At 71.2% G+C, this 23809-nt stretch carries 20 protein-coding genes and 1 pseudogene; 7 read left to right on the forward strand and 14 right to left on the reverse strand.

The features are described from left to right. From ABFX54_RS20020 to ABFX54_RS20040, 5 genes and pseudogenes are all read right to left on the reverse strand, one after another. Nucleotides 1-183 (reverse strand): annotated as a pseudogene (locus tag ABFX54_RS20020) (hypothetical protein); the annotation flags it as partial. Between the two features lie 102 nt (nucleotides 184-285). Further along, the gene (locus tag ABFX54_RS20025; RefSeq protein WP_346106858.1) at nucleotides 286-1152 is read right to left on the reverse strand and encodes a carbohydrate ABC transporter permease; all 867 of its coding nucleotides are present in this window, start codon (nucleotides 1150-1152) and stop codon (nucleotides 286-288) included. Continuing rightward, the gene (locus ABFX54_RS20030; protein WP_346106860.1) at nucleotides 1149-2015 is read right to left on the reverse strand and encodes a carbohydrate ABC transporter permease; all 867 of its coding nucleotides are present in this window, start codon (nucleotides 2013-2015) and stop codon (nucleotides 1149-1151) included. Before ABFX54_RS20030 ends, ABFX54_RS20025 begins: the two co-directional genes overlap by 4 nt. A gap of 61 nt (nucleotides 2016-2076) precedes the next feature. Beyond that, nucleotides 2077-3324, reverse strand: a complete 1248-nt coding sequence (locus ABFX54_RS20035; RefSeq protein ID WP_346106862.1) for an ABC transporter substrate-binding protein — start codon at nucleotides 3322-3324, stop codon at nucleotides 2077-2079. 85 nt (nucleotides 3325-3409) lie between these two features. Continuing rightward, the gene (locus ABFX54_RS20040) at nucleotides 3410-4651 is read right to left on the reverse strand and encodes a DegT/DnrJ/EryC1/StrS family aminotransferase (protein WP_346106864.1); all 1242 of its coding nucleotides are present in this window, start codon (nucleotides 4649-4651) and stop codon (nucleotides 3410-3412) included. A gap of 46 nt (nucleotides 4652-4697) precedes the next feature. Here ABFX54_RS20040 and ABFX54_RS20045 point away from each other — a divergent pair, with 46 nt between their 5' ends. After that, nucleotides 4698-5903, forward strand: coding sequence for a hypothetical protein (locus tag ABFX54_RS20045; RefSeq protein ID WP_346106865.1), 1206 nt, complete (start codon nucleotides 4698-4700; stop codon nucleotides 5901-5903). A 119-nt stretch (nucleotides 5904-6022) separates the two neighbouring features. On the opposite strand, the gene ABFX54_RS20050 is transcribed toward ABFX54_RS20045, so the two are convergent. From ABFX54_RS20050 to ABFX54_RS20060, 3 genes are all read right to left on the reverse strand, one after another. Continuing rightward, the gene (locus ABFX54_RS20050; protein WP_346106867.1) at nucleotides 6023-7078 is read right to left on the reverse strand and encodes a dihydrodipicolinate synthase family protein; all 1056 of its coding nucleotides are present in this window, start codon (nucleotides 7076-7078) and stop codon (nucleotides 6023-6025) included. A 137-nt stretch (nucleotides 7079-7215) separates the two neighbouring features. Continuing rightward, complete coding sequence (locus ABFX54_RS20055; protein ID WP_346106868.1) at nucleotides 7216-8223, reverse strand: NAD-dependent epimerase/dehydratase family protein; 1008 nt, start codon at nucleotides 8221-8223, stop codon at nucleotides 7216-7218. A 74-nt stretch (nucleotides 8224-8297) separates the two neighbouring features. Beyond that, nucleotides 8298-9371 (reverse strand): Gfo/Idh/MocA family protein, encoded by a 1074-nt coding sequence (locus ABFX54_RS20060; RefSeq protein ID WP_346106870.1) that lies wholly within the window; start codon nucleotides 9369-9371, stop codon nucleotides 8298-8300. Between the two features lie 613 nt (nucleotides 9372-9984). On the opposite strand from ABFX54_RS20060, the gene ABFX54_RS20065 reads away from it, so the two are divergent. Beyond that, nucleotides 9985-10704, forward strand: coding sequence for a VIT1/CCC1 transporter family protein (locus ABFX54_RS20065; protein WP_346106872.1), 720 nt, complete (start codon nucleotides 9985-9987; stop codon nucleotides 10702-10704). 183 nt (nucleotides 10705-10887) lie between these two features. On the opposite strand, the gene ABFX54_RS20070 is transcribed toward ABFX54_RS20065, so the two are convergent. The 5 genes from ABFX54_RS20070 to pgi form a co-directional block, all read right to left on the reverse strand. Further along, the gene (locus tag ABFX54_RS20070; protein ID WP_346106874.1) at nucleotides 10888-11394 is read right to left on the reverse strand and encodes a F0F1 ATP synthase subunit B; all 507 of its coding nucleotides are present in this window, start codon (nucleotides 11392-11394) and stop codon (nucleotides 10888-10890) included. Nucleotides 11395-11671: 277 nt separating this feature from the next. After that, a complete protein-coding gene (locus tag ABFX54_RS20075) occupies nucleotides 11672-12298 on the reverse strand; it encodes a LysE family translocator (protein WP_346106876.1) in 627 nt (208 codons plus the stop codon). Nucleotides 12299-12650: 352 nt separating this feature from the next. Further along, nucleotides 12651-13004: a GerW family sporulation protein gene (locus ABFX54_RS20080; RefSeq protein ID WP_346106878.1), complete on the reverse strand. Its 354-nt coding sequence runs from the start codon at nucleotides 13002-13004 to the stop codon at nucleotides 12651-12653. Nucleotides 13005-13120: 116 nt separating this feature from the next. Then, on the reverse strand, nucleotides 13121-14500 hold the full coding sequence (zwf, locus tag ABFX54_RS20085; protein WP_346106880.1) for a glucose-6-phosphate dehydrogenase: 1380 nt from the start codon (nucleotides 14498-14500) through the stop codon (nucleotides 13121-13123). 1 nt (nucleotide 14501) lies between these two features. Continuing rightward, entirely contained in the window at nucleotides 14502-16133 is a 1632-nt protein-coding gene (pgi, locus tag ABFX54_RS20090) for a glucose-6-phosphate isomerase (RefSeq protein ID WP_346106882.1), read from the reverse strand. A gap of 243 nt (nucleotides 16134-16376) precedes the next feature. Here pgi and ABFX54_RS20095 point away from each other — a divergent pair, with 243 nt between their 5' ends. Further along, entirely contained in the window at nucleotides 16377-17111 is a 735-nt protein-coding gene (locus tag ABFX54_RS20095; protein WP_346106884.1) for an SDR family oxidoreductase, read from the forward strand. 5 nt (nucleotides 17112-17116) lie between these two features. Further along, entirely contained in the window at nucleotides 17117-17944 is an 828-nt protein-coding gene (locus tag ABFX54_RS20100; protein WP_346106886.1) for a helix-turn-helix transcriptional regulator, read from the forward strand. A gap of 11 nt (nucleotides 17945-17955) precedes the next feature. Here the strand turns inward: ABFX54_RS20100 and ABFX54_RS20105 are convergent, their stop codons facing one another. Continuing rightward, nucleotides 17956-19662: an IlvD/Edd family dehydratase gene (locus ABFX54_RS20105; RefSeq protein ID WP_346106887.1), complete on the reverse strand. Its 1707-nt coding sequence runs from the start codon at nucleotides 19660-19662 to the stop codon at nucleotides 17956-17958. Between the two features lie 62 nt (nucleotides 19663-19724). Between ABFX54_RS20105 and ABFX54_RS20110 the strand changes: the two genes are divergently transcribed. From ABFX54_RS20110 to ABFX54_RS20120, 3 genes are all read left to right on the forward strand, one after another. Beyond that, the gene (locus ABFX54_RS20110; RefSeq protein ID WP_346106889.1) at nucleotides 19725-22028 is read left to right on the forward strand and encodes a phosphoketolase family protein; all 2304 of its coding nucleotides are present in this window, start codon (nucleotides 19725-19727) and stop codon (nucleotides 22026-22028) included. Beyond that, complete coding sequence (locus ABFX54_RS20115) at nucleotides 22004-23185, forward strand: acetate/propionate family kinase (protein WP_346106891.1); 1182 nt, start codon at nucleotides 22004-22006, stop codon at nucleotides 23183-23185. Before ABFX54_RS20110 ends, ABFX54_RS20115 begins: the two co-directional genes overlap by 25 nt. A 140-nt stretch (nucleotides 23186-23325) precedes the next feature. Continuing rightward, complete coding sequence (locus tag ABFX54_RS20120; protein ID WP_106237176.1) at nucleotides 23326-23808, forward strand: cation:proton antiporter regulatory subunit; 483 nt, start codon at nucleotides 23326-23328, stop codon at nucleotides 23806-23808. Nucleotide 23809: the final 1 nt, after the last annotated feature.

Here is a 23809-nt window from a genome sequence, read left to right on the forward strand (position 1 = left end):
CCCGGTGTGGGCCAGCACCGCCAGGGCGTCGGCGCCGGTCTCGGTCAGGCGGCGGAAGTACGCCTCCGCCACGTCGAGGTCCACCGCGCCGGAGGCGGTCATCGGCGTCGCGGCGGCCGCCACCAGGGCGCCGCGCAGGCGGTCGCGCAGACCGGCGGCCCGCGGGCCGATCGGCGTGCTCATCGTCGCTCCCCTCACCGGCACGGCCACGTCGGCCCTGCCGGACGACTTCACCGGCCCGAAACGGCCGGCCCCGGCGATCAAGCGTAGACCGTCAGGCCCGGGTCACTTCAGGCCGGTCATGGCGATGCTGTTGACCAGGTAACGCTGCAGCAGGAAGAACACCAGCAGGCACGGCACCGCCGAGACCGCCGCCGACGACATCAGCGTCGCCCACTGCGTCTCCTCCGTCTTCAGCACCGTCAGGCCCACGGTCAGCGTGCGGGTGGCGTCGCTCTGCGAGATGACCAGGGGCCACAGGAAGTCGTTCCAGTGCCACAGGAAGACGAACACGCCCAGCGTGGCCAGGATCGGCCTGGTCAGCGGCACCACGATCGTCCAGTAGACGCGCAGTTCCGAGGCCCCGTCCACCTTGGCGGCGTCGAAGAGCTCGTCGGGCAGCCCGAGGATGAACTGGCGCATCAGGAAGACGGCCTGCGAGTTCGCCAGCGTCGGAACGATCAGCCCCCAGAAGGTGTCGGCCCCGCCGAAGTCGGACACCAGCACGTAGAGCGGGATGAGTGTCGCCTGGAACGGCACCATCATGGTGGCGAGGAACGTCCACAACATGGCGTCGCGGCCCGGGAAGCGCTTCTTGGCGAACGCGTATCCGGCCATCGACGCCGTCAGCAGGATGATCACCACGGAGACGGCCGAGTAGACCAGCGAGTTGATCGTCCACTCCGCGAACCCGGAGGCGTTCAGCACCCGCGCGACGTTGTCGAAGGTGAGCGAGGCGGGCCAGCGTGCGGGCAGGGTCGGCTCGCCGCGCGGCGAGAGCGCCACGACGAGCATCGCGACGAACGGGCCCATCGTCAGCAGCGACATGATCGTGAGCAGGGTGTAGAGCGCCCACTTGCGGCCCCGGCGGCGGGGCGCGGCGGCCGGGCGGCCGGTCCTGGCGGCGGTGGGACGTGCGGCGGTCAGCGTCACGTGTTCTCCCTGCCGACGAAGCGGCGCTGGATCAGCGAGACGACCAGGACGACGGCGAACAGCACCATCCCCCACGTGGCCGCGTAGCCGAACTCCCAGAACCTGAAGCCGCGTTCGAAGATGCCGTAGATGAGGGTGTAGCTGGCCTTGGCGGGCCCGCCGCCGGTCATCACGTAGATCGTGTCGAAAACCTGGAACGAGGCGATCGTCTCGATCACCAGCACGAAGAAGAGGGCGGGCTTGAGCAGCGGCAGCGTGATGGATCGGAAGCGCTGCCAGGCGCTCGCGCCGTCCACCTTGGCCGCCTCCAGGTACGAGCCCGGGATGGCCTTGAGCCCGGCCAGCAGGATCAGCATCGAGTAACCGAAGCCCTTCCAGCAGGAGACGAGGGCCAGCGCGGGCAGCACCAGCTCCGAGCGTTCCATGAACGCGACCGGGGCCACGTCCAGCTTGGCCAGCAGGCCGTTGATCAGGCCGTCGAACTCGTAGATCCAGCGCCAGATGAGGCCGGCGAAGACGAAGCTGGTCACGTACGGCAGGAAGAGGATGCCGCGGAACAGCCCGCGCATGAAGACGACCGCGTTGAGCAGCAGCGCGGTGCCGAGGGAGACCAGCACGACCAGCGGCACGTAGATGGCCGTGTAGACGAGCGTGGCCCGGAGGCTGGACCAGAAGTTCGGGTCGTTCACGAGCCGGGTGTAGTTGTCGGCGCCGATGAAGTCCCACTCGCCGCCGATGTTCCAGTTCGTCAGGCTCATGCCCGCCGCGCCCAGCGTGGGGAAGATCTTGAAGATCAGGAAGAGCACGAGCATGGGCAGGACGAACAGCAATCCCGTGATCGGATCGCGCAGGCGATGACGCACCGGGTTCACACCTTTCCGGAAGGACGGGGCCCGCGCGGGTGGCGCGCGGGCCCCTGTCGGGTCAGCTGCCGGCGGCGAGCAGTTCGTTCGCCTCCTTGGCCGCCGCGTCCAGCGCCGTCTTGGCGTCCTCCTTGCCGATCAGCGCCGCTTGTACGTGTGCCGCGACCATCGACATCACCTGCCGGGCCTTCGGGTGGGTGTCGCCGGGGAAGGCGAACTCCAGCGACTTGGCGAACTCCTTGGACGCCTCCGACTGCCCGGGGATGGTCACGTCCGTACGCGCGGAGAAGAAGCCCGACTCCTTGGCCAGCGGCCCGGCCACCTCGGCGGAGGCGACGTAGGCGGCGAACTTCTTGGCCGCGTCCTTGTTCTCGGAGTGCTTGGCCAGGATCAGGCCGCCGGGGATGCCGAACGCGACCCGCTTCGTGCCCTCCAGCGGCAGGCCGATGCCCACGTTCTCGGCGCCGATGGCGGCGCCGAGCTGGTCGGCCTGGATGGCGGTGGCCGCGTGGTAGAGGGCGGTCTTGCCGGCGGCGAGCGGGCCGCCCTCGACGTCGTTGCCCTTGCTGGCGGTGTTCTCCGGCAGGCCGCCGGCGGCCTTGAGGTCGAGCAGGAACTGCAGGCTGTCGATGCCCTGCTGGTTGTTGACGACGACGCTCTTGCCGTCGGGGGCGAAGACCGAGCCGCCGTTGGCCCACAGGATCGGGTAGAAGCTCTGGTTGAGCGAGACCTCGGGCTTGCCCGGGTAGTCGAGCACGGCGACCTTCTTGGCGGCCAGCTTGGGCGCGGCCTCCTTGAGCTCCGCCCAGGTCTCGGGCGCCTTGGTGACGCCCGCGTCGGCGAACAGCTTCTTGTTGTAGATGGGGGCCGTGATCGTCTGGTAGATCGGCACGCCGTAGAGCTTGCCGTCCACGCTCAGCGCGGTGAGCGAGTTGGGCAGGTAGGCGGCCTTGTCGGGGGCGACCACGTCGTCCACGGGTTCGAGGGTGCCCTGCTGGGCGTACTGCGGGATCTGGTCGGGGCCGAGCACGACCAGGTCGAAGCCCTTCCTGGAGGCCAGCGCGGTGGTGACCTTCTCCTGGCGGCCGTCCCACGGCTGCTGGTCGATGGTGACGTCGATGGCGGGGTTCTTGGCCTCGAAGTCCTTCTCGACCTTGTCCCAGAAGGACTTGTTCGCGGCCTGGTCCATGATGACGGGGTACATCCAGAGCGTGACCGTGCTCTTGTCCGAGCCCGAGCCACCGGATCCGCACCCGGCCATTACGACGCTCAGGGCGGTCACGATTCCGGCTGCCGCTGCCTTCCTCATCGGTGGCTTCCTTTCCTGAATACCGGTCCTGACCGAAACCTAGTGAGCGGGGGACAACCGGTCAATGGCTGATACATGAACGTAACTAGGCCTCCGCCCGGTAGCGGCGGACGGCGTCGGCGATGGCCGCGACGTGCTCCGACGTATAGTGCTCGTTCCAGTCGATCACCAGCAGCGTGCTGTCGACCAGGCGTTCGGCGGCCGGGCAGGCGGCGGGACGGTAGCCCTCCAGGGGGTGGTGAGAGGTCCCGTAGATCGGCCTGCGCCACAGCGGCGCCCGGTTGAGCGGATCCCGGAGATATCCGGGCCGTGCCGGAATGCCGGCCGCGCTCAGGTGCTCGGCCAGCTCGGGGGCGTCGCCGGCGGGGAGCACGAGCGGGAAGAGCCACCACGCGTGCCCGTCCGGCCTGGGCAGCCGGATCACGCGCCTCCCCTCCCCCGTACCGGCCCGCTCGCCGCCGCGGACCCCGTGCCCGCCGGTTTCGAGCACGCCGCTTTCGAGCACGCCGTCCAGGCCGCGCAGGGCCTCGACGAGCTCCGCGGCGGTGCGGCGGCGCGCCGCGACGACGCCGGGCAGCTTCGCGAGCTGGGCGCGGGCCACCGCGGCCTGCAGCTCGGTCATCCGGTAGTTCAGGCCGAGGCTCTCGTGCGAACGGCCCGCGGCCCGGTCCCAGCCCTTGTCGGCGAACAGCCGCATCCGCCTGGCCAGCTCGTCGTCATCGGTGACGGTCAGCCCGCCGTCCCCGCAGGTGATGTGCTTCCACTGCTGCAGGCTCAGCGTGCCAACGTGGCCGGCCGTGCCCGCGAGGGCTCCGCCGGGCAACTCGGTGAGCCACGCCTGGGCGCAGTCCTCGATCAGCGTGAGCCCGTGCTCGTCCGCCAGCGCCCGCAGCGCGCCGATCCTGGCCGGCGCACCGAACAGGTGCACGGCCATGATCGCCCGGGTGCGCGGCCCGATGAGCGCGGCCACCGCGTCCGGGTCGAGGTTGCCGTCGGACGGGTCCACGTCGGCGAAGACAGGAACGGCGTTCTGCGCCAAGATGGGGGCCACGGTGCCGAAGTCCGTGATCGGCGTCGTGATGATCTCGTCCCCGGGGTCCGGCGCCGCCGCCACGACCGACAGATGGAGGGCCGCGGTGCCGGAGCTGCACGCGACCGCGTGGCGGGAGCCGTACAGCTCGCCGATCTCGTGTTCGAGCGACCTGGCCTCGGTCCCCCACACGGAGTTGAGCATGCCGGAGCGGATCACCCGCTCCAGCGCCGCCACCTCCTCGTCGCCGAGGGTACGGCCCGCTGGTTCGGCCATGTTGGGAAAGTGCAGGGTCACCGGATAACCTTTCGGTCTAGACCGTTATAAGGAGAAGGAGGCGCGGGTGGGAATCGTCATCGGAGTCGTCGGCCCGCACGATCTGGTCGACGACGTCGCGGCCACCTGCGAGGAGCAGCCGGGCGTCACCACGACGCGGCTCGACTACGACCACGAGTCGCAGGCCCCGGCCATCGTCGAGGCCCACGCGGGGTCGGTCGAGGGCTGGCTGTTCACCGGCGTCGTCCCCTACATGCTGGCCCGCGCCGCCGACGTGCTGGCGCGTCCGGCCGCCTTCGTCGACTACTCGGGCGCGACGCTGCTCAGCGCCCTGGTCCGGCTGCAGCACGAGGGTCACGACATCACCAGCCTGTCCATCGACACCATCTCCCCCGCCGACGTCACCGCCACGTTCCACGAGGCCGGCCTGCCCACCGAACGGCTGCGCACCCTCGGTTACCGGCCGGAGACCACCTCCAAGAAGGTCGTCGCCTTCCATCGCCGCGGCCCGGCGCACCCGGTGATCACCTGCCTCAGCTCGGTGCACGAGGCGCTGCGCGACGAGCTGCACGTGCTGCGGCTGGCGCCGTCGGTGCACTCGGTCCGGGTGGCGCTGCGCCAGCTCCTGCTGACCGCCGAGGGCCAGGCTCAGGAGGACGCGCAGATCGCGCTCGGCCTGCTGGAGGTGGACGGCGAGGAGGGGCTGCTGCGCGAGGCCGGCGCACTGGGCGGCACGCTGGCCGCGTTCGGCGGCGGCACCCACCTGCTCGTCACCACCCGGGGCCCGCTGCACGACGCCACGGGCGGCTTCACCAGGCTGCCCATGCTGGCCAGGCTGGCGGCGCGCGGCGGCGTGGCGCGGGTGGGGTTCGGCCTCGGGCGCAGCGCCGCCGAGGCCGAGAGCCTGGCCCGCCGGGCGCTGTCCAGGGCCCGGCGGATCGGCAGCGTGGCGGCGGTGCTGTCATTGCGCGCCGACACCGACATCGTCCTGGAGTCGGTGGCCGACGAGCCGCCGGGTGAGCACAACCTGCCGATGCTGGCCCGCCGGGTGGGGCTGTCGGTGCCGACGCTGGAGAAACTCCTCGAAGCGCGCGACGCGGCGAAGGGGGCGGCGCTGACCACGCGCGAGATCGCCGACCGGCTGGCCGTGCAGCAGCGGACGGCGCGGCGGATGCTGCACCGGCTGGAGCTCGCGGGGCTGGCCGAACGCACCGGCAACCTGACCAGCGGCTCCAGCGGCCGCCCCCTGACCCTCTACCGCCTCACCCTCTGACCCCGGGGCCCGCTCCTCCGAACCCGCCGCACGTTCCGAGGTGGCCTCCCGCATCGAGGCCGGCTCACGTTCCGCGTCCGCTTCCCGCGGCGAGCCCGTACGGCGGCGTGCCGGGAGGGTCAGGCGAGCCATCGGTCCAGGCCCTCCGCGACGAACTCGTCGTCGCGCAGCCACGGGTAGGCCGCCCAGATCCGGTCGATCTCCGCGAGCTGGCCCGGAGAGAGCTCCTCGGCCGGGTCGAGGCACCACCGGCCGGCCAGCAGGCCCTGCCGGCGCAGCACCTCGTGGATGCCGGGGATGCACCCGTGGAAGCCGTTCACGGAGTCGAAGATCGCCGCGTTGGCGTCCGTGAGGTGCCCGTCCAGGCTGAGCAGCCTGCGTACCGCCGCATCGTCTCCCGAACGGGCCAGCGTGGCCTCCTCCAGCAGCTCCACGGCCCGCCGCACCCAGACTGCCCACTGGCCGAGCAGCCCGCCGACGAACTCCACCTCCACCTCCCGCCCGTCCACGACCACCCGGTGCGCGGTGATGAGGTCGGCCAGGATGTGATCGTCGTTGCCGGTGTAGAGGGCCACCTCCCCGGCCCGGCCGGCCCGTACGACGCCGTGCAGCACGTCGAGGGTGCGGTAGCGGTCGAAGGGCGCGACCTTGACGCCCACCACCGACTCGATCGCCGCCAGCCGGGTCCAGAAGTCCCGCGACAGCGGGCGCCCGCCCACCGCCGGCTGGAGGTAGAAACCGATCACCGGCAGCACCTCGCCGACGGCCCTGGCCCGTTCGATCAGCCCGTCCTCGTCCAGCTCCCGGTACGGGCTGAGCAGCACCATGTGATACCCCAGCGACCTGGCCAGCTCGGCCTCCGCCACCGCCTGCGCCGTGGGCCCGGTCGCGCCCGCGACCAGCACCACCTCGCGGTCGAACTCAGCGGCCGTGAGGGCGGCCAGCTCCAGCACGGGCGGCAGCAGGCCGGTGCCGTGGATGGCGAACTGCGTGGTGTGCACGCCCACCGCCAGCCCGCCCGCCCCCGCCTCCACGTAGTAGCGGGTCAGGGCGCGCTGGCGGCGCTCGTCCAGCCGCCTGTCACCCGTGAGGGCGAGGGGATGAGCCGGGATCACCAGACCGCGCCTGAACAGATCGCGCACGGACGTCTGCGCCTCTGGAACCGTGCTGAGCACGTGAGGTCCCCCTCTTTCTGCTGAATCGGACACGCTGGACACGCGGGACGCATGGGACGCGCGAGTCGCCGCCGGATCGGGCCCGCGTCCTCCTGCCGACCTGGGCACGCTTGCTTCTGCTGACCTGGGCACGCCGGTCAGAAGCGCCCGTCGCGGCGCTCGAACTTGGTGGGCTTGCCGAGCAGCGGGCCGCCGCCGGCGACCCAGCGCGCCGTGTGCTCGATGAGCTCGGCGGGGGTCAGCTCGGGGTAGCCGAACAGGCGATGGCAGCGGGAGGCGTTCGAGAGCAGCGCCGTCGGCGCCTCCTCGCCGGTGAACACCGGCTCCTTGCCGAGCGCGGCGCCGAGGTCCAGCGCCGCGCGGCGCACCGAGACGAGCTCGGGGCCGGTGACGTTGAGCACGTACGGCGGCACGTCGGCGAGCAGCAGCGAGCGCAGCGCGACCTCGTTGGCGTAGCCCTGCCAGACCACGTTCACCTGCCCCGTGGCCAGGTCGATCGGCTCGCCCGCGAGCACCTTCTGGGCCAGGTCGACCAGCACGCCGTAGCGGAGTTCGACGGCGTAGTTGAGCCGGATCAGCGACATCGGGGTGCCGTTCGCCTCGGCGAAGTGGGTCAGCACCCGCTCCCGGCCGAGGCAGCTCATCGCGTAGTCGCCCACGGGGCCGGTGGGCGAGTCCTCGGTGCTGCTGCCGCCGCCCGCGGGCACGAGGGGGTAGACGTTCCCGGTGGACAGGGCGGCGATCCGGCTGCCGGCGAACCGGTCGGCCACCCGGCCGGGCAGGTAGGCGTTGGTGAACCAGGTGGCGTGCTCGCGGCCCTGCGTGCCGAACTTGGCGCCCACCAGGAACACCACGTTCGACGCGTCCGGCAGCTCGCGCAGGGCGCGGTCGTCGGCGACGTCGGCGGCCACCACGGTGGCGCCCTCGTCCTGGAGGGTTTGCGCCAGCCCTGGCTCGGAGAAGCGGGAGACGGCGATGATCCGCCTGTCTCCCTGGACGGCGTTCAGCGCCAGCCGCACCAGGCTCGGGCCCAGCTTGCCTCCGGCGCCCAGGATCATGATGTCGCCGTCGAGCCTGCCCAGATCGTCGATCAGCCCGGCGCTCGGCCGGGCCAGCCGCTCTTCGAGTTCCGCCGTCGTCCGCACGCGGTCTCCTTCTCCTGATTTACGGTCCAGACCGTAACCGGGCGGGACTGCGCCTGTCAACGGGTGCGGCCAGGTCAGGCCCGCTCGCGCGCCGAGATGATCACGTCGAGCACGGCCCTCGTCTCCCGCCACGGCACCGGGCTGGGCGCCCCGCCCGCCATCGCGAGGAACGCCTCGATCGTCCCCTCGTAGCCGAGGCCCCGCACCGGATCGTCGCCGCCCTCGATCACCACGGTCTCGGTGGAGCCGCGGCGGTGCACGGTGACGGCGTACGACTCCGACTCGGAGACGCCCAGGATCTCGACCGTGCCGGTGACGCCGTCGTCCCAGCGCAGCGCCATCACCCCGGTGTCCTCGGAACGCAGGGAGGTGTAGTGCCGCCTGGCCCCGGCGGCTCCCACCAGCGCGACCTCGGGTCCCAGGAGCGCCACCAGCAGCTCGACCCCGTGGATCCCCATGGTCACCATCGTCCCGCCGCCTTCACCCGGGGTGTCCTGCCAGGCGTTGTAGCCGTCCGCCCAGAGCCCCACGTCATGCCGCACAGTCGCCCGCACGGCCAGCACGTCACCTCTGACGTCCGTGGCCGCATCGCTTCCGACCTCCGCTCCCTCCGCACCGCCCACCCTTCGACTCCCGCCGACCAGGGTGTTCGTGACGGCCGGAGCATTCGTGACCGGCGGCGCATTCGTAACTGCCGGAGCCTTCGTGAGGGCGGGCGCGTTCGCGAGGGCGGGCGCGTTCGCGAGGGCGGGCGCGTTCGCACAGAAGGGGGCATTCGCGAAGGCGGGGGCGAAGCGCAGCACCGAGCTCGACAGCACGCGGTCATGGATCGGCAACGCGTCGAGCCGCTCAAGCTGGGCACGGCTGGCAGCGGCGGGCTTGTTGACGAAGCATGCCGCCCCCGTCTCCAGGACCTTGGCCAGCGCTCCCGGCACCGAGGGGTTGGGCACGGTCAGCACCACCCCGTCGACCCGCCCTGCCAGCACCTCCTCCAGACTGCCGGCCACCTTCACCCCGGGATGCTCATCGGTGAACCGCCGCAGCCGCTCCGGATCCGGCTCCCATACGACGATCTCGGCATGGCGGGCCAGGGTGCGGGCGTCGGTGTAGGGATGGCTGGTGGCCAGCCCCGCGAGAGCGATACGCACGGTCGTCTCCGATCTGTCGAAAAGGGAGGCCATCATCGCAGCGCACCTCACGCAAATGTGAAACGAGGGTGACGCCAGCAGCAAGGATGTTACGCCTTTACGGTCTAGACCGTAATTCACATCAAAACCACCACCCCACGGCCCAGATCTCAGACTCCGCCCCCGAGACCCCAATAGACCTGGCCCCAAACCGGACCCGAACCCAGACCCGAACCCAGACTCGAACTCGGACTCGGACTCGGACTCGGACTCGAACTCGAACTCGGGCTCGGGCTCGGACTCGAACTCGGACCGGGACCCGAACCCGACCCATGGACCCCGGACCGGGCTCGGACCCGGACCCAGGACCCGAACCCGCATCCCAGGGACCCGCACTCGCGCTCCCGAACCCGACCCCCCGGACTCGGACCCCGCACTCCGGACCCCGGAACCGCATCCCACTGACCCGGACCCGCACCCCGGAGTCGGGCCCGGACTCCACGCGAGCAGGAGAAGTCCGGCGGACGACACCCCTCCCCTACGTTTCCGCAGTTCAGGCAAGGCTTCCCTTCGTTGCGAACTTTCGTTCGACATGCCAGATTTGTGAAAAGAGATCCACAAATGGAGGGAATCCATGACCATCGAGCTCACCCGCCCGCTCCCCGAGCAGCACCACAGCCACCGGGACGTGACCGGCGGCTGGTTGCGTCCGGCGGTGTTCGGGGCGATGGATGGGCTCGTGTCCAACTTCGCGTTGATCGCCGGAGTGGTCGGGGCCGCGGGGGCCGGGCAGGGCGCCGTGCTGGCCGGGTGCGCGGGGCTGATCGCCGGAGCGTGCTCCATGGCGGCCGGCGAGTACACGTCCGTGAAGTCCCAGACGGAGTTGATGCGCGCCGAGATCGCCGTCGAACGGCGCGAGCTGGCCCGCAACCCGGTGGGCGAGCGGGCCGAGCTGGCGGCGCTCTACCGGGCCCGCGGCCTCGACCCCGAACTGGCCGAGCGGGTGGCCGAAGGGCTGTCAGCCGACCCCGAGCAGGCGTTGCGGGTGCACGTACGCGAAGAGCTCGGCGTCGACCTCGACGACCTGCCTTCCCCCTACCTGGCCGCCGCGTCGTCGTTCTTCGCCTTCGCCGCCGGGGCACTGGTGCCGCTGGTCCCGTTCCTGTTCGGGGCGTCCGGGCTGCTGGTGGCGCTGGTGCTGAGCGTGCTGGCGCTGTTCGGGTTCGGAGCGGCGGTGGCGGTGATGACGGCCCGCCCGTGGTGGCTCGGCGGCCTGCGCCAGCTCGCCCTCGGGGTCGGAGCGGCCACCGTCACGTTCGGCCTGGGCCATCTGCTCGGCGTGAGCGTCTCCTAGTACTTACTCCAGTGGCACCACGGTCGCGGTACTCCAGCGGCACGACCGTGGTGAGGCCACCTGGCCCGGCCGATCCGGGCTAGCCCGGCTGATCAAGCCGCGGGCAACACCACGACCACGAAACGCCGCTGAAGCCGAGGAGTGCGAAACCGTCGCACCTCGGTCAATTGCCGGGCCGCCGCCTCACCAAACGGTGCGATTCTCCAGCTCATCCAGGAATCGCGCCACGATGTCGTTATGCCGCACGTCCTCCGCCAATGACTCCCCGATCATCCGGCCCGCCAGTTCGGTCGACAGACGCCCGATCTCCGTGCTGAGTCGGGCGAACGCCGCCTTCCTGTCGGCCTCGATCCGGGCATGCGCGGCCTCGATGAGGCGACGGGCCTCCATCTGCGCCTCCGCGCGGAGCTCGGCCTTGATCTGCGCGCCCTGCTCGCGCGCCTCCTCCCGCAGCAGTGCCGCTTCGCGCCGGGCCTCTTCCAGCGCCTCGTGATACTGCCGCTTGAGCTCGCGAACTTCCGCCTGGACCTTCTCCGCCCTGGCGATCCCCCCGTCGATCAGGTCGGCCCGATCAGCCAGCCGTCCCTGCAGCCGCGGTACGAGCACTTTGCCGACGACGAACAGAGTGACGAGGAAAACGGCGAATCCGACGACGAACTCGTCGTACTGGTCCGGGAAGAGGGGATTCACGCATGAACCTTTCGCCGACGGGACGAAGAGGAACGCCGGTGGAAAACTCAAACTAACATCTCGAAACCAACGAAGAAAGCGCGGTGATCAGGCCGATCATCGGTAATACGTCGGAGGGATCGACGAATTCAATTTTTTATTCATCGGAGCGCGTCACTGGCTATGGGCCATTCGCCATAGTGCGTCACGCGCCCTACGTCGTTGGCCGGAGCGCGTCACGGGCTCCGGGTCATTCGCCGGAGAGCGTCACAGTCCCCGGAGTATTCACCGGGGCGCGTCACGGGCTGCTGGTGGTGGCCAGTTTGACGCCGAGGCCGATCAGGGCGACGCCCGTCAGGCCGTCCACCGTCCTGCGGACGGCTGGCCGGGCGAACACGGCACGCAGCAGGCTCACGACGTTCGCCACCACCAGGAACCAGGCGACCGTCCCGGCCAGCGCCACCGCCGACAATGTCAGCACCGACAGTCCGGACGCGAGGAACTGCGGCACCAGGGCCACGAAGAACAGGGCCGCCTTCGGGTTGAGGGCGTTCGTCAGCAACCCCTCGGCGAAGGCCGCCCATGAGCCGCGCCCGCCGGGTTCCGGGACGCTCAGGTCGAGGGCCCCTCCCCCGCGCAGGGCCGCGCGCAACGACTTGGCGCCCAGGTAGATCAGGTACGCGGCTCCGACCACCTTGACCACGGTGAACGCGAGCGCGGAGGCGGCCAGCAGCGCCGCCACCCCGGTGGCCGCGGCCACCACCCAGACGAACACGCCCATCGCGATGCCCGCCGCGGCGGCCATGCCGTGCCCACGCCCCGAGACCGCCGAACGGCGTACGACCACCGCGAAATCGGGCCCCGGCGACATCGCCCCGAGCAGCACCACTCCACCGAAAGCCGCGATCTGCGCCACAGAAGTCACGGCGTCCACCTTACGAGCACCGGTCGCTCGCCCCGAATCGACGCAAGCCCGGCATCAGAGGAACGCACCGGGCAGCGGGCAGCAGCGCCGCGCCTCGGAGGAACGCACGAGGTGGCAGCGCCGCGCCCAGGAGGAACCCACGCTCGACGGCCGCCGCCCCATAACCGGACCGCCGCCGCCCGGGGGCCCGACATCTCAGGCGGCCGGTATCCCGAGGCGATCAGCATCCCCAAGGTCCGGCACCCTTAGGCGGTCGGCATCCCAAAAGCAGTGGGTGTCCCAAAGCGGTCGGGCTCCGGGACGCCCGGCGTCCCGGGGGCCGCCCGCGCCCCCGGAGGCCGGAGTGGGGTGGTCAGCGCTTGCGGCGGCGTCTGTTGAAGATGGCGCGGAGGGTGAGCAGCAGGACGACAGCGACGAACTGGCCGCCGATCACGATGCGGTTGACGTCGACGGCGGGCCGCCACAGCGCCTCACCGTTCTTGAGTACGTAAACGCCGGCCGGCGTGGCGCTGAAGCCGAAGCCGCCGCCGGAGCCGCCGCCTTCCTCGCCCTTCTCGCTCCTGCCCTGGCCACGACCTCCCCCGCCGCCCTGGGCGACCCTGGCGACGGGGATGATGACGATGTCGCCGTGGTGGATCGGCTCGCCGAAGACGCGGTTGACGGTCGCGGCGTCCTTCGACTGCTCCATCAGCTCCATGATGTCCATCCCCCCATCGTCACCCCCAAGAGGCTCCCCGTCGAACATCGCCCACGCCCCTGGCGACTTTCGGACAGTCCCGAGGAAAGCGCAGGCAAGCGCGAGGGAAGCGCGGGCGAGCCGGGTCAGTCGAAGGTGGTGGAGATCTCGTGCCAGCCCCCCGGCGGGATCTCGGCCGCTGGTTCGGGGCCCCAGGAGCCCTGCTCGTACGGCAGCGGCCGCTCCGCCAGGTCGAGCACCGGCTGGACGATCCGCCACGACTCCTCCACCAGGTCGAACCGGGCGAATCTGCGCGGGTCGCCGCTGACGGCGTCGGACAGGACGCGCTCGTAGGCGGCCTCCATCGGCCCGAGCACCTTGGTGAAGTCGACGCTGACGGGGACCGGGCGGGTGTGCTGTTTGCCGGGCTCTTTGGCGAGCAGGTCGAACGTCACGCCGGCGTCGGGCTGGAGGCGGAAGCGGATGAGGTTGGGGGCGTCGGGCGCGCGGCCGTTGCCGAACATCGTCACCGGCGGTCGGCGCAGCTCGGCCACCACCTCCAGGTCGGTGACGGGCAGGGCCTTGCCGGAGCGGATGCACCAGGGCACGCCGGCCCAGCGCCAGTTGTCGATGTAGGCGCGCAGGGCGACGTAGGTCTCGGTGGTGGAGTCGGGGCGCACGCCGTCGGTGCCGAGGTAGCCGGCGTATTGGCCTCGTACGACGTCCGCGGGGTCGATGGCCTGGACGGCGCGCAGCACCCGCCACTTCTCGTCGAGCTGGGCCCGCGCGTCGGTGGAGGGCGGCGGGTCCATGGCGAGGATGGCGAGGAGCTGCAGCAGGTGATTCTGCACGACGTCGCGGACGGTGCCGTTGGCGTCGTAGAAGCCGCCCCGGTCGCGGACGTCGAAGTCTTCGGCCATGGTGATCTGCACGCTGCGGATGTGGGACCGGTTCCAGATGGGTTCGAGCAGCGTGTTGGCGAAGCGGAACACCATGAGGTCCTCGACCGGCTCCTTGCCGAGGAAGTGGTCGACCCGGCGCAGATGGTCCTCGTCGAAGAACTTGAGCAGCTCGCCGTTGAGCTCGCGGGCCGAGGCGAGGTCGTGGCCGAACGGCTTCTCCACCACGAGCCGGGCGTCGCGGTTGAGCCCCTCGCCCGCCAGCCCCTCGGCCACGGCGGAGAACAGCGCCGGGGGCACGGCGAGGTAGTGGACGAGGAAGCCCTTGCCCTCGGTCTCCTCGCGCAGGCGGGCGAACGTGGCCGGGTCGCGGTAGTCGCCGGAGACCAGGCGCAGGTTGCCGGCCAGCTTGTCGAAGGCCGCGTCGTGAACGCCGCCGCAGGCGGTGCGGGCGAACTCGCGCAGCCCGTCGAGGCCCATGTCGGTCTTGGCCACGCCGATGATCGGCAGGTCGAACCGGCCGTCGGCGGTCAGGTGGTAGAGGGCGGGCAGCAACATCTTGCGCGCGAGGTCGCCGGTGATGCCGAACAGCACCAGCGCGCCGGCCCGCGTCGTGTCGGGCCGCATCTCAGGCGCGCCTTCCGCGCAACTGCCGGTATCGGCGGACGAGCTGCTCGGTGGACGGGTCGGGGAAGGTGGCGGGCGGCTCGTCCGCGGTCAGCGCGGGCGCGAGGTCGAGCGCCATCTTCTTGCCCAGCTCGACGCCCCACTGGTCGAAGGAGTCGACGCCCCAGATCGTGCCCTCGACGAAGACGATGTGCTCGTAGAGGGCGACGAGCTGGCCCAGCGTGGCGGGGGTGAGCTTGGTGGCCAGGATGGTGGAGGTGGGGCGGTTGCCCGGCATCACCTTGTGCGGCACGATCTCCGGCGGGGTGCCCTCGGCCGCGATCTCCTCGGCGGTCTTGCCGAACGCCAGCGCCGTGGTCTGGGCCAGCAGGTTGGCGGTGAGCTGGTCGTGCATGCCCTCGCGGTCTTCGTGGGGCTCGGCGAAGCCGATGAAGTCGGCCGGGACCAGCCGGGTGCCCTGGTGCAGGAGCTGGTAGAAGGCGTGCTGCCCGTTGGTGCCGGGCTCGCCCCAGAAGATCTCGCCGGTGTCGGTGGTGACGGGGGCGCCGTCGGCGCGCACGGACTTGCCGTTGGACTCCATCGTGAGCTGCTGCAGGTAGGCGGGGAAGCGGTGCAGCCGCTGGCTGTAGGGCAGCACTGCGCGGGTCTCGGCGCCGAAGAAGTCGGAGTACCAGACGCCGAGCAGGGCCATCAGCACCGGCATGTTGGCCTCGAACGGGGCCGTGCGGAAATGCTCGTCGATGGTGTGGAAGCCGGCCAGCATCTCGCGGAAGCGCTCGGGCCCGATCGCGACCATCAGCGACAGGCCGATGGCTCCGTCGTAGGAGTAGCGGCCGCCCACCCAGTCCCAGAAGCCGAACATGTTGGCGGTGTCGATGCCGAACTCGGCGACCTTGGCGGCGTTGGTGGAGACGGCCACGAAGTGGCGGGAGACGGCCTCCTCGCCGAGCGCGTCGACCAGCCAGCGGCGGGCGACCCTGGCGTTGGTGAGCGTCTCCAGGGTGGTGAAGGTCTTGGAGCTGATCACGAACAGCGTGGTCGCGGGGTCGAGGCCGGCCAGGTTGCCGGTGATGTCGGCCGGGTCGATGTTGGAGACGAAGCGGGCCGTGACGCCGGCGTCGGCGTAGTCGCGCAGCGCTTCGTAGGCCATGGCGGGGCCGAGGTCGGAGCCGCCGATGCCGATGTTGACGATGGTCTCGATCGGCCTGCCGGTGGCGCCCTTCCACTCCTTGGACCTGACCCGGCCGGCGAAGTCGCTCATCTTGTCGAGCACGGCGTGCACGTCGGCCACGACGTCCTGGCCGTCGACGACGAGCTCGGCCTCGCGCGGCAGGCGCAGCGCGACGTGCAGGACGGCGCGGTCCTCGCTGACGTTGATGTGCTCGCCGCCGAACATGGCCGCGATCCGCTCACGCAGCCCCGCCCGCTCGGCCAGGGCCGTCAGCAGGCCGAGGGTCTCGTCGGTCGCACGGTGCTTGGAGTAGTCGAGGTAGAGGTCGCCGGCGGTCACCGTCATGCGCCCGGCCCTGCCCGGGTCCTGCGCGAACAGCTCGCGCAGCTGCCGGCCGGCCAGCTCTTCCTGGTGCTTGCCCAGGGCCGCCCACTCCGGGGTCTGGGTGATGTCGCCGTTCACGTGTTTCCTCCTCGCGTCGCCAAGCCGATCATGCCTGGCCCCATCGTCCCGTAACCGTGTACCCGCCGTGGTTGATTCCGCGCATGGCGGAGCCGAGTCTTGAGCAAGCATCTCTTTTGCCGGCCGTGCGCGCCGGAGCAGATGGGGGCCGGCGCCCTGTCCAGGGGTCTGACAGGGCCCCCTCAGCAGTGCGGTTCCGGTCTTACCTTCGAAGACATGGACATTTCCTCACGTACTGTTTTCATGATCGGTGGCACCTCGGGCATCGGGCTGGAGCTGTCACGCCGCTTTCTCCGGGCCGGCAGCGCCGTCGTCGTCGGCGGGCGGCACGGGGACGTGCTCGCGCGGCTGGCCGGCGAGGGCTTCGGGACGGCCGAGATCGACGTGACCGACGCCGGGTCTGTCGCCCGCGCCCGTGACCAGGTGCTCGGCACGCACCCGGATCTGGACACGGTGGTGACGATGGCCGGCATCGGGCTGCCGGAGGAGCTGCGCGACCCGGCGCACTTCACGGCGACCGAGGCGATCATGGACGTCAACTTCCTGGGCACCGTCCGGGTGATCGACGCGTTCACTCCGCACCTGGTCGCGCGCGGCGCCGGGACGATCGTCACGGTCAGCTCCGGAATCGGCTTCCTGCCCTTCCCCGTGATGCCGACGTACGCGGCGTCGAAGGCGGCGGTGCACGCCTACAGCGAGGCGTTGCGGGCGCAGCTGGCCGGCACCGGGGTCGAGGTCGCCGAACTGGTCCCGCCGGCGGTCGCGACCGGCATGGGCGGCGCCAGCCCGAGCGCCCTGGCCCTGGACGACTTCGGCGCGGAGGTCATGGACCTGCTGGGCCAGGACCCGACGCCGGACGAGATCCTCGTACGGGGCGTCCTCATGCACCGCTGGGCGGAGCGCGACGGCACCTACGACGACCTCGTCGCCCAGCGCTCCCAGGCGCTGGCCACGCTCCCCGGCCGGGCCCGGCACTGACGGTCATGCCCGCGAGCAGCTCTGGGACGAACCGGCTGGGCGCCTACCTGCGGGCCCGGCGCGACCTCGTCTCCCCCGAACAGGCCGGCATCCCCGCAGGAGGGGTGCGCCGGGTGCCCGGCCTGCGCAGGGAGGAGGTGGCGATGCTGGCCGGGATCAGCGCCGACTACTACCTGCGGCTGGAACGAGGCCGCGACACCCGCCCGTCCCCGCAGGTTCTCGACGCGATCGCCCGCGTGCTGCTGCTCGACGAGGTCGAACGCGGCTACCTGCACGACCTCGCCGGAGCCGCCGCCGCGCCCCGGCGTCCCAGGCGGCGCAGACCGCCACCGCGGGTCCCTGCGCGGCTGCACCACCTCCTCGCGGTGGTGGGGGTGCCCGCCTTCGTGGAGAGCCGCACGTTCGACGTCCTGGCCGCCAACGCGCTGGCCACGGCGCTCTCGCCGCGGCTGAGGCCGGGCGAGAACCGGCTGCGCTCGCTCCTGCTCGACCCGGAGGAGCAGGCGTTCCACCAGGACTGGGAGGCGGCCGCGGCGGGCATCGTGGCCGCGTTCCGCCAGATCGCCGGCGACGGCGCCGATGACCACGACGCCCGCTCGGTCGAGCTCGTGGGCGAGCTCTCCCTGGCCAGCGGACGTTTCCGGAAGCTGTGGGCGCGCCACGACGTCAGAACGCTCGGGGGCGGCAGCACCACGGTCAACCATCCCGCGCTCGGGGAGCTGCGCCTGCACCGCGACAAGCTCCCCGTGGGGGACGTCCTGCTCGTCCTCTACTACCCGGACGCGGAGAGCGAGACGGCGGAGAAGCTGAAGCTCCTCGGATCCCTGGTCTGAGAGAAAAACGGTCAGTGGGATTCGCGGCCGACGTGGTCGCCGCCGGAGCCGAGCAGGAAGTCGAGGTCGGCGCCGCGGTCGGCCTGGGTGACGTGCTCGACGTAGAGGCGTTCCCACCCGCGTACGGGCCGCGCGTGCCCGGTCATGACCGGCTCCCTGGCGGCCAGCTCGGCGTCGGGGACGTCCACGTCGAGGCGGCGGGCGGCCACGTCGAGCACGATCGGGTCGCCGGTGCGCACCCTGGCCAGTGGCCCGCCGGCGGCGGCCTCGGGGGCGGCGTGCAGGACGACGGTCCCGTACGCGGTGCCGCTCATGCGCGCGTCGCTGATCCGCACCATGTCGCGTACCCCCTTCTCCAGCAGCTTGGCGGGCAGCGGCAGGTTGCCGACCTCGGGCATGCCGGGATAGCCCTTGGGCCCGCAGCCGCGCAGGATCAGCACGGAGGTCTCGTCCACGTCGAGGTCGGGCGAGTCGAGGCGGGCGTGCACGTCCTCCACGCTGTCGAAGACGACGGCCCTGCCGCGGTGGCGCAGCAGCTCGGGCGAGGCGGCGGCGGGCTTGATCACGGCGCCGGAGGGGGCGAGGTTGCCGCGCAGGACGGCGATGCCGGCGTCGGGCAGCAGCGGGTTCGAGCGGCGGCGGATGACGTCCTCGTCCCAGATCTCGGCCCCGGCGAGGTGCTCGACGAGCGGACGTCCTGTGACGGTGATCGCGGCGGGGTCCAGCAGGTCCTCGACCTCCTTGAGCAGGGCGGCCAGGCCGCCCGCCCGGAACAGGTCGTCCATCAGGTGGCGTCCGGCCGGCTGCAGGTCCGCCAGCAGCGGCACGCCTGAGCCGGTGCGGTCGAAGTCGTCGAGGTCGAGCCGGACGCCGAGCCGGCCGGCCACGGCCAGCAGGTGGACGACGGCGTTGGTCGAGCCGCCGACGGCGGCCAGGGCGACGATGGCGTTGAGGAAGGAGCCCCTGGTCATGACCTGGCTGGGGCGGCGGCCGCGTTCGACCAGCTCGACGGCCAGGCGGCCGCTCTCGTGGGAGAGCTCCAGCAGCCGGCTGTCGGGGGCGGGGGTGCCTGCGGTGCCGGGCAGGGTCATGCCGAGCGCCTCGGCCATGCAGGCCATGGTGGAGGCGGTGCCCATGGTGTTGCAGTGGCCGCGGCTGCGGATCATGGAGGACTCGGAGCGCAGGAACGCCTCGCGGGAGAGGGTGCCGGCGCGTACCTCCTCGCTGAGCCGCCACACGTCGGTGCCGCAGCCGAGCGGGGCGCCGCGGAAGTGCCCGGTCAGCATGGGGCCGCCGGGGACGACGAGCGCGGGCAGGTCCACGGAGGCGGCGGCCATGAGCAGCGACGGGATGGTCTTGTCGCAGCCGCCGAGCAGCACGACGCCGTCGATGGGGTTGGCGCGCAGCATCTCCTCGGTGGCCATGGCGGCCAGGTTGCGCCAGAGCATGGCGGTCGGGCGTACGTTCGTCTCGCCGAGGGAGACGACGGGCAGGTTGAGCGGCACGCCGCCGGCCTCCCAGACGCCGTTCATGACGCTCTGGGCCACCTCGTTCAGGTGGGAGTTGCACGGGGTGAGATCGGAGGCGGTGTTGGCGATGGCGATGTGCGGCTTGCCGCCCTCGAACGCCTCGCGCGGCAGGCCGCGGCGCATCCAGGCCCGGTGAATGTAGGAGTTACGGTCGTTCCCCGAGTACCAGCGCGAACTCCTCAAATCCATGTTCGGCACCTTATCGGCGCTTCGGGGGATTCATCACGCTCTGTGGAGGAAGCAGCAGGGGCATGGAGCACATAGACGCGTACTGGCGGGCGGCCAACTATCTGTCCGTCGGGCAGATCTACCTGCTGGACAATCCGCTGCTCACCGAGCCGCTGCGGCCGGAGCACATCAAGCCGCGCCTGCTCGGCCACTGGGGCACGACGCCCGGCCTGAACTTCTGCTTCGCCCACCTCAACCGGGTGATCCGCGAACGGGACCAGGACATGATCTACATCGCGGGCCCCGGCCACGGCGGGCCCGCGGCCGTGGCGCACGCGTGGCTGGAGGGGTCGTACTCCGAGCGGTATCCGGACGTGTCGCAGGACGTGGAGGGCATGCGGCGGCTGTTTCGCCAGTTCTCCTTCCCCGGCGGCATCCCCAGTCACGTGGCGCCGGAGACGCCCGGATCGATCCACGAGGGCGGCGAGCTGGGGTACGCGCTCGCGCACGCGTACGGCGCCGCCTTCGACAACCCCGACCTGGTGGTGGCCTGCGTCATCGGCGACGGCGAGGCCGAGACCGGCCCGCTGGCCGCGAGCTGGCACTCCGGCAAGTTCACCGACCGCCGCCGCGACGGCATGGTGCTGCCCATCCTGCACCTGAACGGCTACAAGATCGCCAACCCGACCGTCCTGGCCCGCATCCCCACCGGCGAGCTGCTCAAGCTCATGGAGGGGTACGGCTACCGCCCTCATCTGGTCGGCCCCGACCACGAGGAGATGGCCGGCACCCTCGACACGGCGTTCGAGGAGATGGCCGCGTACAAGGCGGGCGACGCCGAGCGGCCGCCGATGATCATCCTGCGTACGCCGAAGGGCTGGACCGGCCCCAAGGAGGTGGACGGCAAGCCGGTGGAGGGCACCTGGCGGGCGCACCAGGTGCCGCTGGCCAAGGTCCGCGAGAACTCCTCCCACCTGGCCATGCTGGAGGAGTGGATGCGCTCGTACCGGCCGGAGGAGCTGTTCGGCGCGGACGGGCGGCCGGTCGAGCAGATCCTGCGCACGGTCCCCGACGGCCCGCGCAGGATGAGCGCCAACCCGCACACCAACGGCGGCGAGCTGCTGAAACCGCTGCGGCTGCCGGACTTCCGCAGGCTCGCGGTCGAGGTCAAGGCGCCGGCCGAGCAGTCCAGCGAGCCCACGCGGGTGCTGGGCGGGTTCCTGCGCGACGTGATCGCCGCGAACCCGGAGACGTTCCGGCTGATGGGGCCGGACGAGACCGCCTCGAACCGGCTCTCGGAGGTGTTCGAGGTCACCGACCGCGCCTGGAACGCCGAGACGCTGCCCACGGACGAGAACCTGGGGCCGGGCGGCCGGGTCATGGAGGTGCTGAGCGAGCACCTGTGCCAGGGCTGGCTGGAGGGCTACCTGCTGACCGGGCGGCACGGTCTGTTCAACTGTTACGAGGCGTTCATCCACATCATCGACGCGATGTTCAACCAGCACGCCAAGTGGCTGGAGTCGTCGCAGAAGATCCCGTGGCGGCGGCCGGTGGCGTCGCTGACGTACCTGCTGTCGTCGCACGTGTGGCGGCAGGACCACAACGGCTTCAGCCACCAGGATCCCGGCTTCCTCGACGTGGTGGTGAACAAGAAGGCGTCGGTGGTGCGGGTCTACCTGCCGCCGGACGCCAACACGCTGCTCTCGGTCGGCGACCACTGCCTGCGCTCGCGCGACTACGTCAACGTGATCGTGGCCGGCAAGCAGCCGGTGCTGGACCTGTTCACGATGGAGGAGGCCATCGCGCACAACACGCGCGGGCTCGGCATCCTGCCGTGGGCCTCCACCGACCAGGGCGCGGAGCCGGACGTGGTGCTGGCCTGCGCCGGTGACGTGCCCACCCTGGAGACGCTGGCCGCCGCCGCGCTGCTTCGCGAGCACCTGCCGGAGCTGCGGGTACGCGTCCTCAACGTGGTGGACCTCATGCGCCTGCAGCCGCCCACGGAGCATCCGCACGGCATGTCGGACGCCGAGTTCGACACCCTGTTCACCCGGGACAGGCCGGTCATCTTCAACTTCCACGGCTATCCGTCGCTCATCCACCAGCTCACCTACCGCCGCAACGGTCACGCCAACATCCATGTGCGCGGTTACAAGGAGGAGGGCACCACGACGACGCCGTTCGACATGTGCATGCTCAACGACATCGACCGCTTCCACCTCGTCATGGACGTCGTCGACCGGGTTCCCGGGCTCGGCTCCAAGGCCGCGCACCTGCGCCAGCACATGAGCGACGAGCGGCTGCGGGCCCGCGTCTACACGCGGGACCACGGCGAGGACCCGGCGGACATCAGGTCGTGGACATGGCCGGGCGCATCCTCGTCCTGAACACGGGCTCCTCCTCGATCAAGTACGAGCTCGTGGACATGGGCACGGGCGAACGCCCGGCCCGCGGCCTGGTGGAGCGCATCGGTGAGGAATCCGGGCGGCTGGAGCACCACGCGGGCGCCGGGCCGCCGTGCGAGCGGGCTGAGCGCTTCGCCACGCACGAGGAGGGGCTGGCCGCGGTCATGGACGCGTTCGCGCGCGAGGGGCCTCGGCTCGACCCCGTCGCGGTCGGGCACCGCATCGTGCACGGCGGCGAGCGCTTCACGGAGGCGGTGCTCATCGACGACGACGTGATCGCCGCCGTCGAGGAGCTGGCGCCGCTCGCGCCGCTGCACAATCCGGTCAACCTGGCCGGCGTACGCGTGGCGCGGGCGGCGTTCCCCGGTGTCCCGCAGGTGGCGGTCTTCGACACGGCGTTCCATCGCACGCTGCCGCCCGAGGCGTACACGTACGCGGTGCCGCGCGACTGGCGCGAGCGGCTCGGCGTGCGCCGTTTCGGCTTCCACGGCACCTCGTGCGCGTACGTCTCCCGCCGCGCCGCCGCCGTCCTGGGCCGTGACCTGGCCGATCTCAACCTGATCGTGCTGCACCTCGGCAACGGCGCGAGCGCCACCGCGGTCTCCGCCGGCCGCAGCGTCGACACCTCCATGGGCCTGACCCCGCTGGAGGGGCTGGTCATGGGGACGCGCTCGGGCGACGTGGACCCCGCGCTCGGCGGCTACCTCGCCCGGGTGGACGGGATGGACGCCCGGCGGGTGGAGGACGCGCTCGGTTACCAGGGCGGCCTGCTCGCGCTCGCCGGGACCATGGACATGCGGGAGGTACGCGCCCGCGACGACGACGAGGCCAGGCTGGCCCTCGACGTCTACACCCGCCGCATCCGCAAGTACGTCGGGGCCTACTACGCCCTGCTCGGCCGCCTGGACGCGATCGTCTTCACCGGCGGGGTGGGCGAGCACGACGCCACCACCCGGGCCGAGTCGCTGGCCGGGCTGGAGCGCCTGGGCATCGAGGTGGACCAGGAGCTGAACGCGGCGGCCTCGCGGGCGGAGCGGGCGGTCTCGCCGCCGGACGCGCGGGTGGCGGTGCTGGTCGTCCCGACCGACGAGGAGTGGGAGATCGCCTGCCAGGCCCACGCCCTGATCGGCGGCGCCTGACCGGCTTCTCCCCGGTAAAACCCGGAGCCTTCCCACCGAACCCGCAAAGCGTGACCGGACGGCCATAAGCCATGGACCACCGCAAAGTAAGCCGTTGGTAAGGTTGTCCAGAAATGTTCGAGTTTGGACGGGTGGGATAGGTGGAGGTCGAACAGACAGCGTTGCCGGGAATCGGCTTGAAACATGACTTCCTTACCCGTAAGGGACAGCGGGTGGGCGTCGTGTCTCATCGCACCGGACGCCGGGATCTGGTCATCTACGACAAGGATGACCCGGATTCGGTCTGTCAGATGGTCAAGCTCAACGACGAGGAGGCCGACGCCCTGGCCGAGCTCCTCGGCGCCCCTCGCATCGTGCAGCGGCTCAACCAGCTGCACCAGCAGGTCGAGGGCCTGGTCAGCGTGCAGCTCCCCATCCCCGACGGCTCCCCCTACGCGGGCCGTCCCATGGGCGACGCGCGCGTGCGGACCCGGACGAGCGCCTCGATCGTGGCCGTCGTCAGGAGCGGGCAGGTCTTCGCCAGCCCCGGCCCTGACTTCACCTTCCGCGTCGGTGATGTCGTGGTCGTCGTCGGCAGCGAGGACAGCACGGCCGAGGTCGCCGGCATTCTGGCCGAAGGATAGG

The organism is Nonomuraea maheshkhaliensis, assembly GCF_039529435.1.
GTDB classification, from domain to species: domain Bacteria; phylum Actinomycetota; class Actinomycetes; order Streptosporangiales; family Streptosporangiaceae; genus Nonomuraea; species Nonomuraea maheshkhaliensis.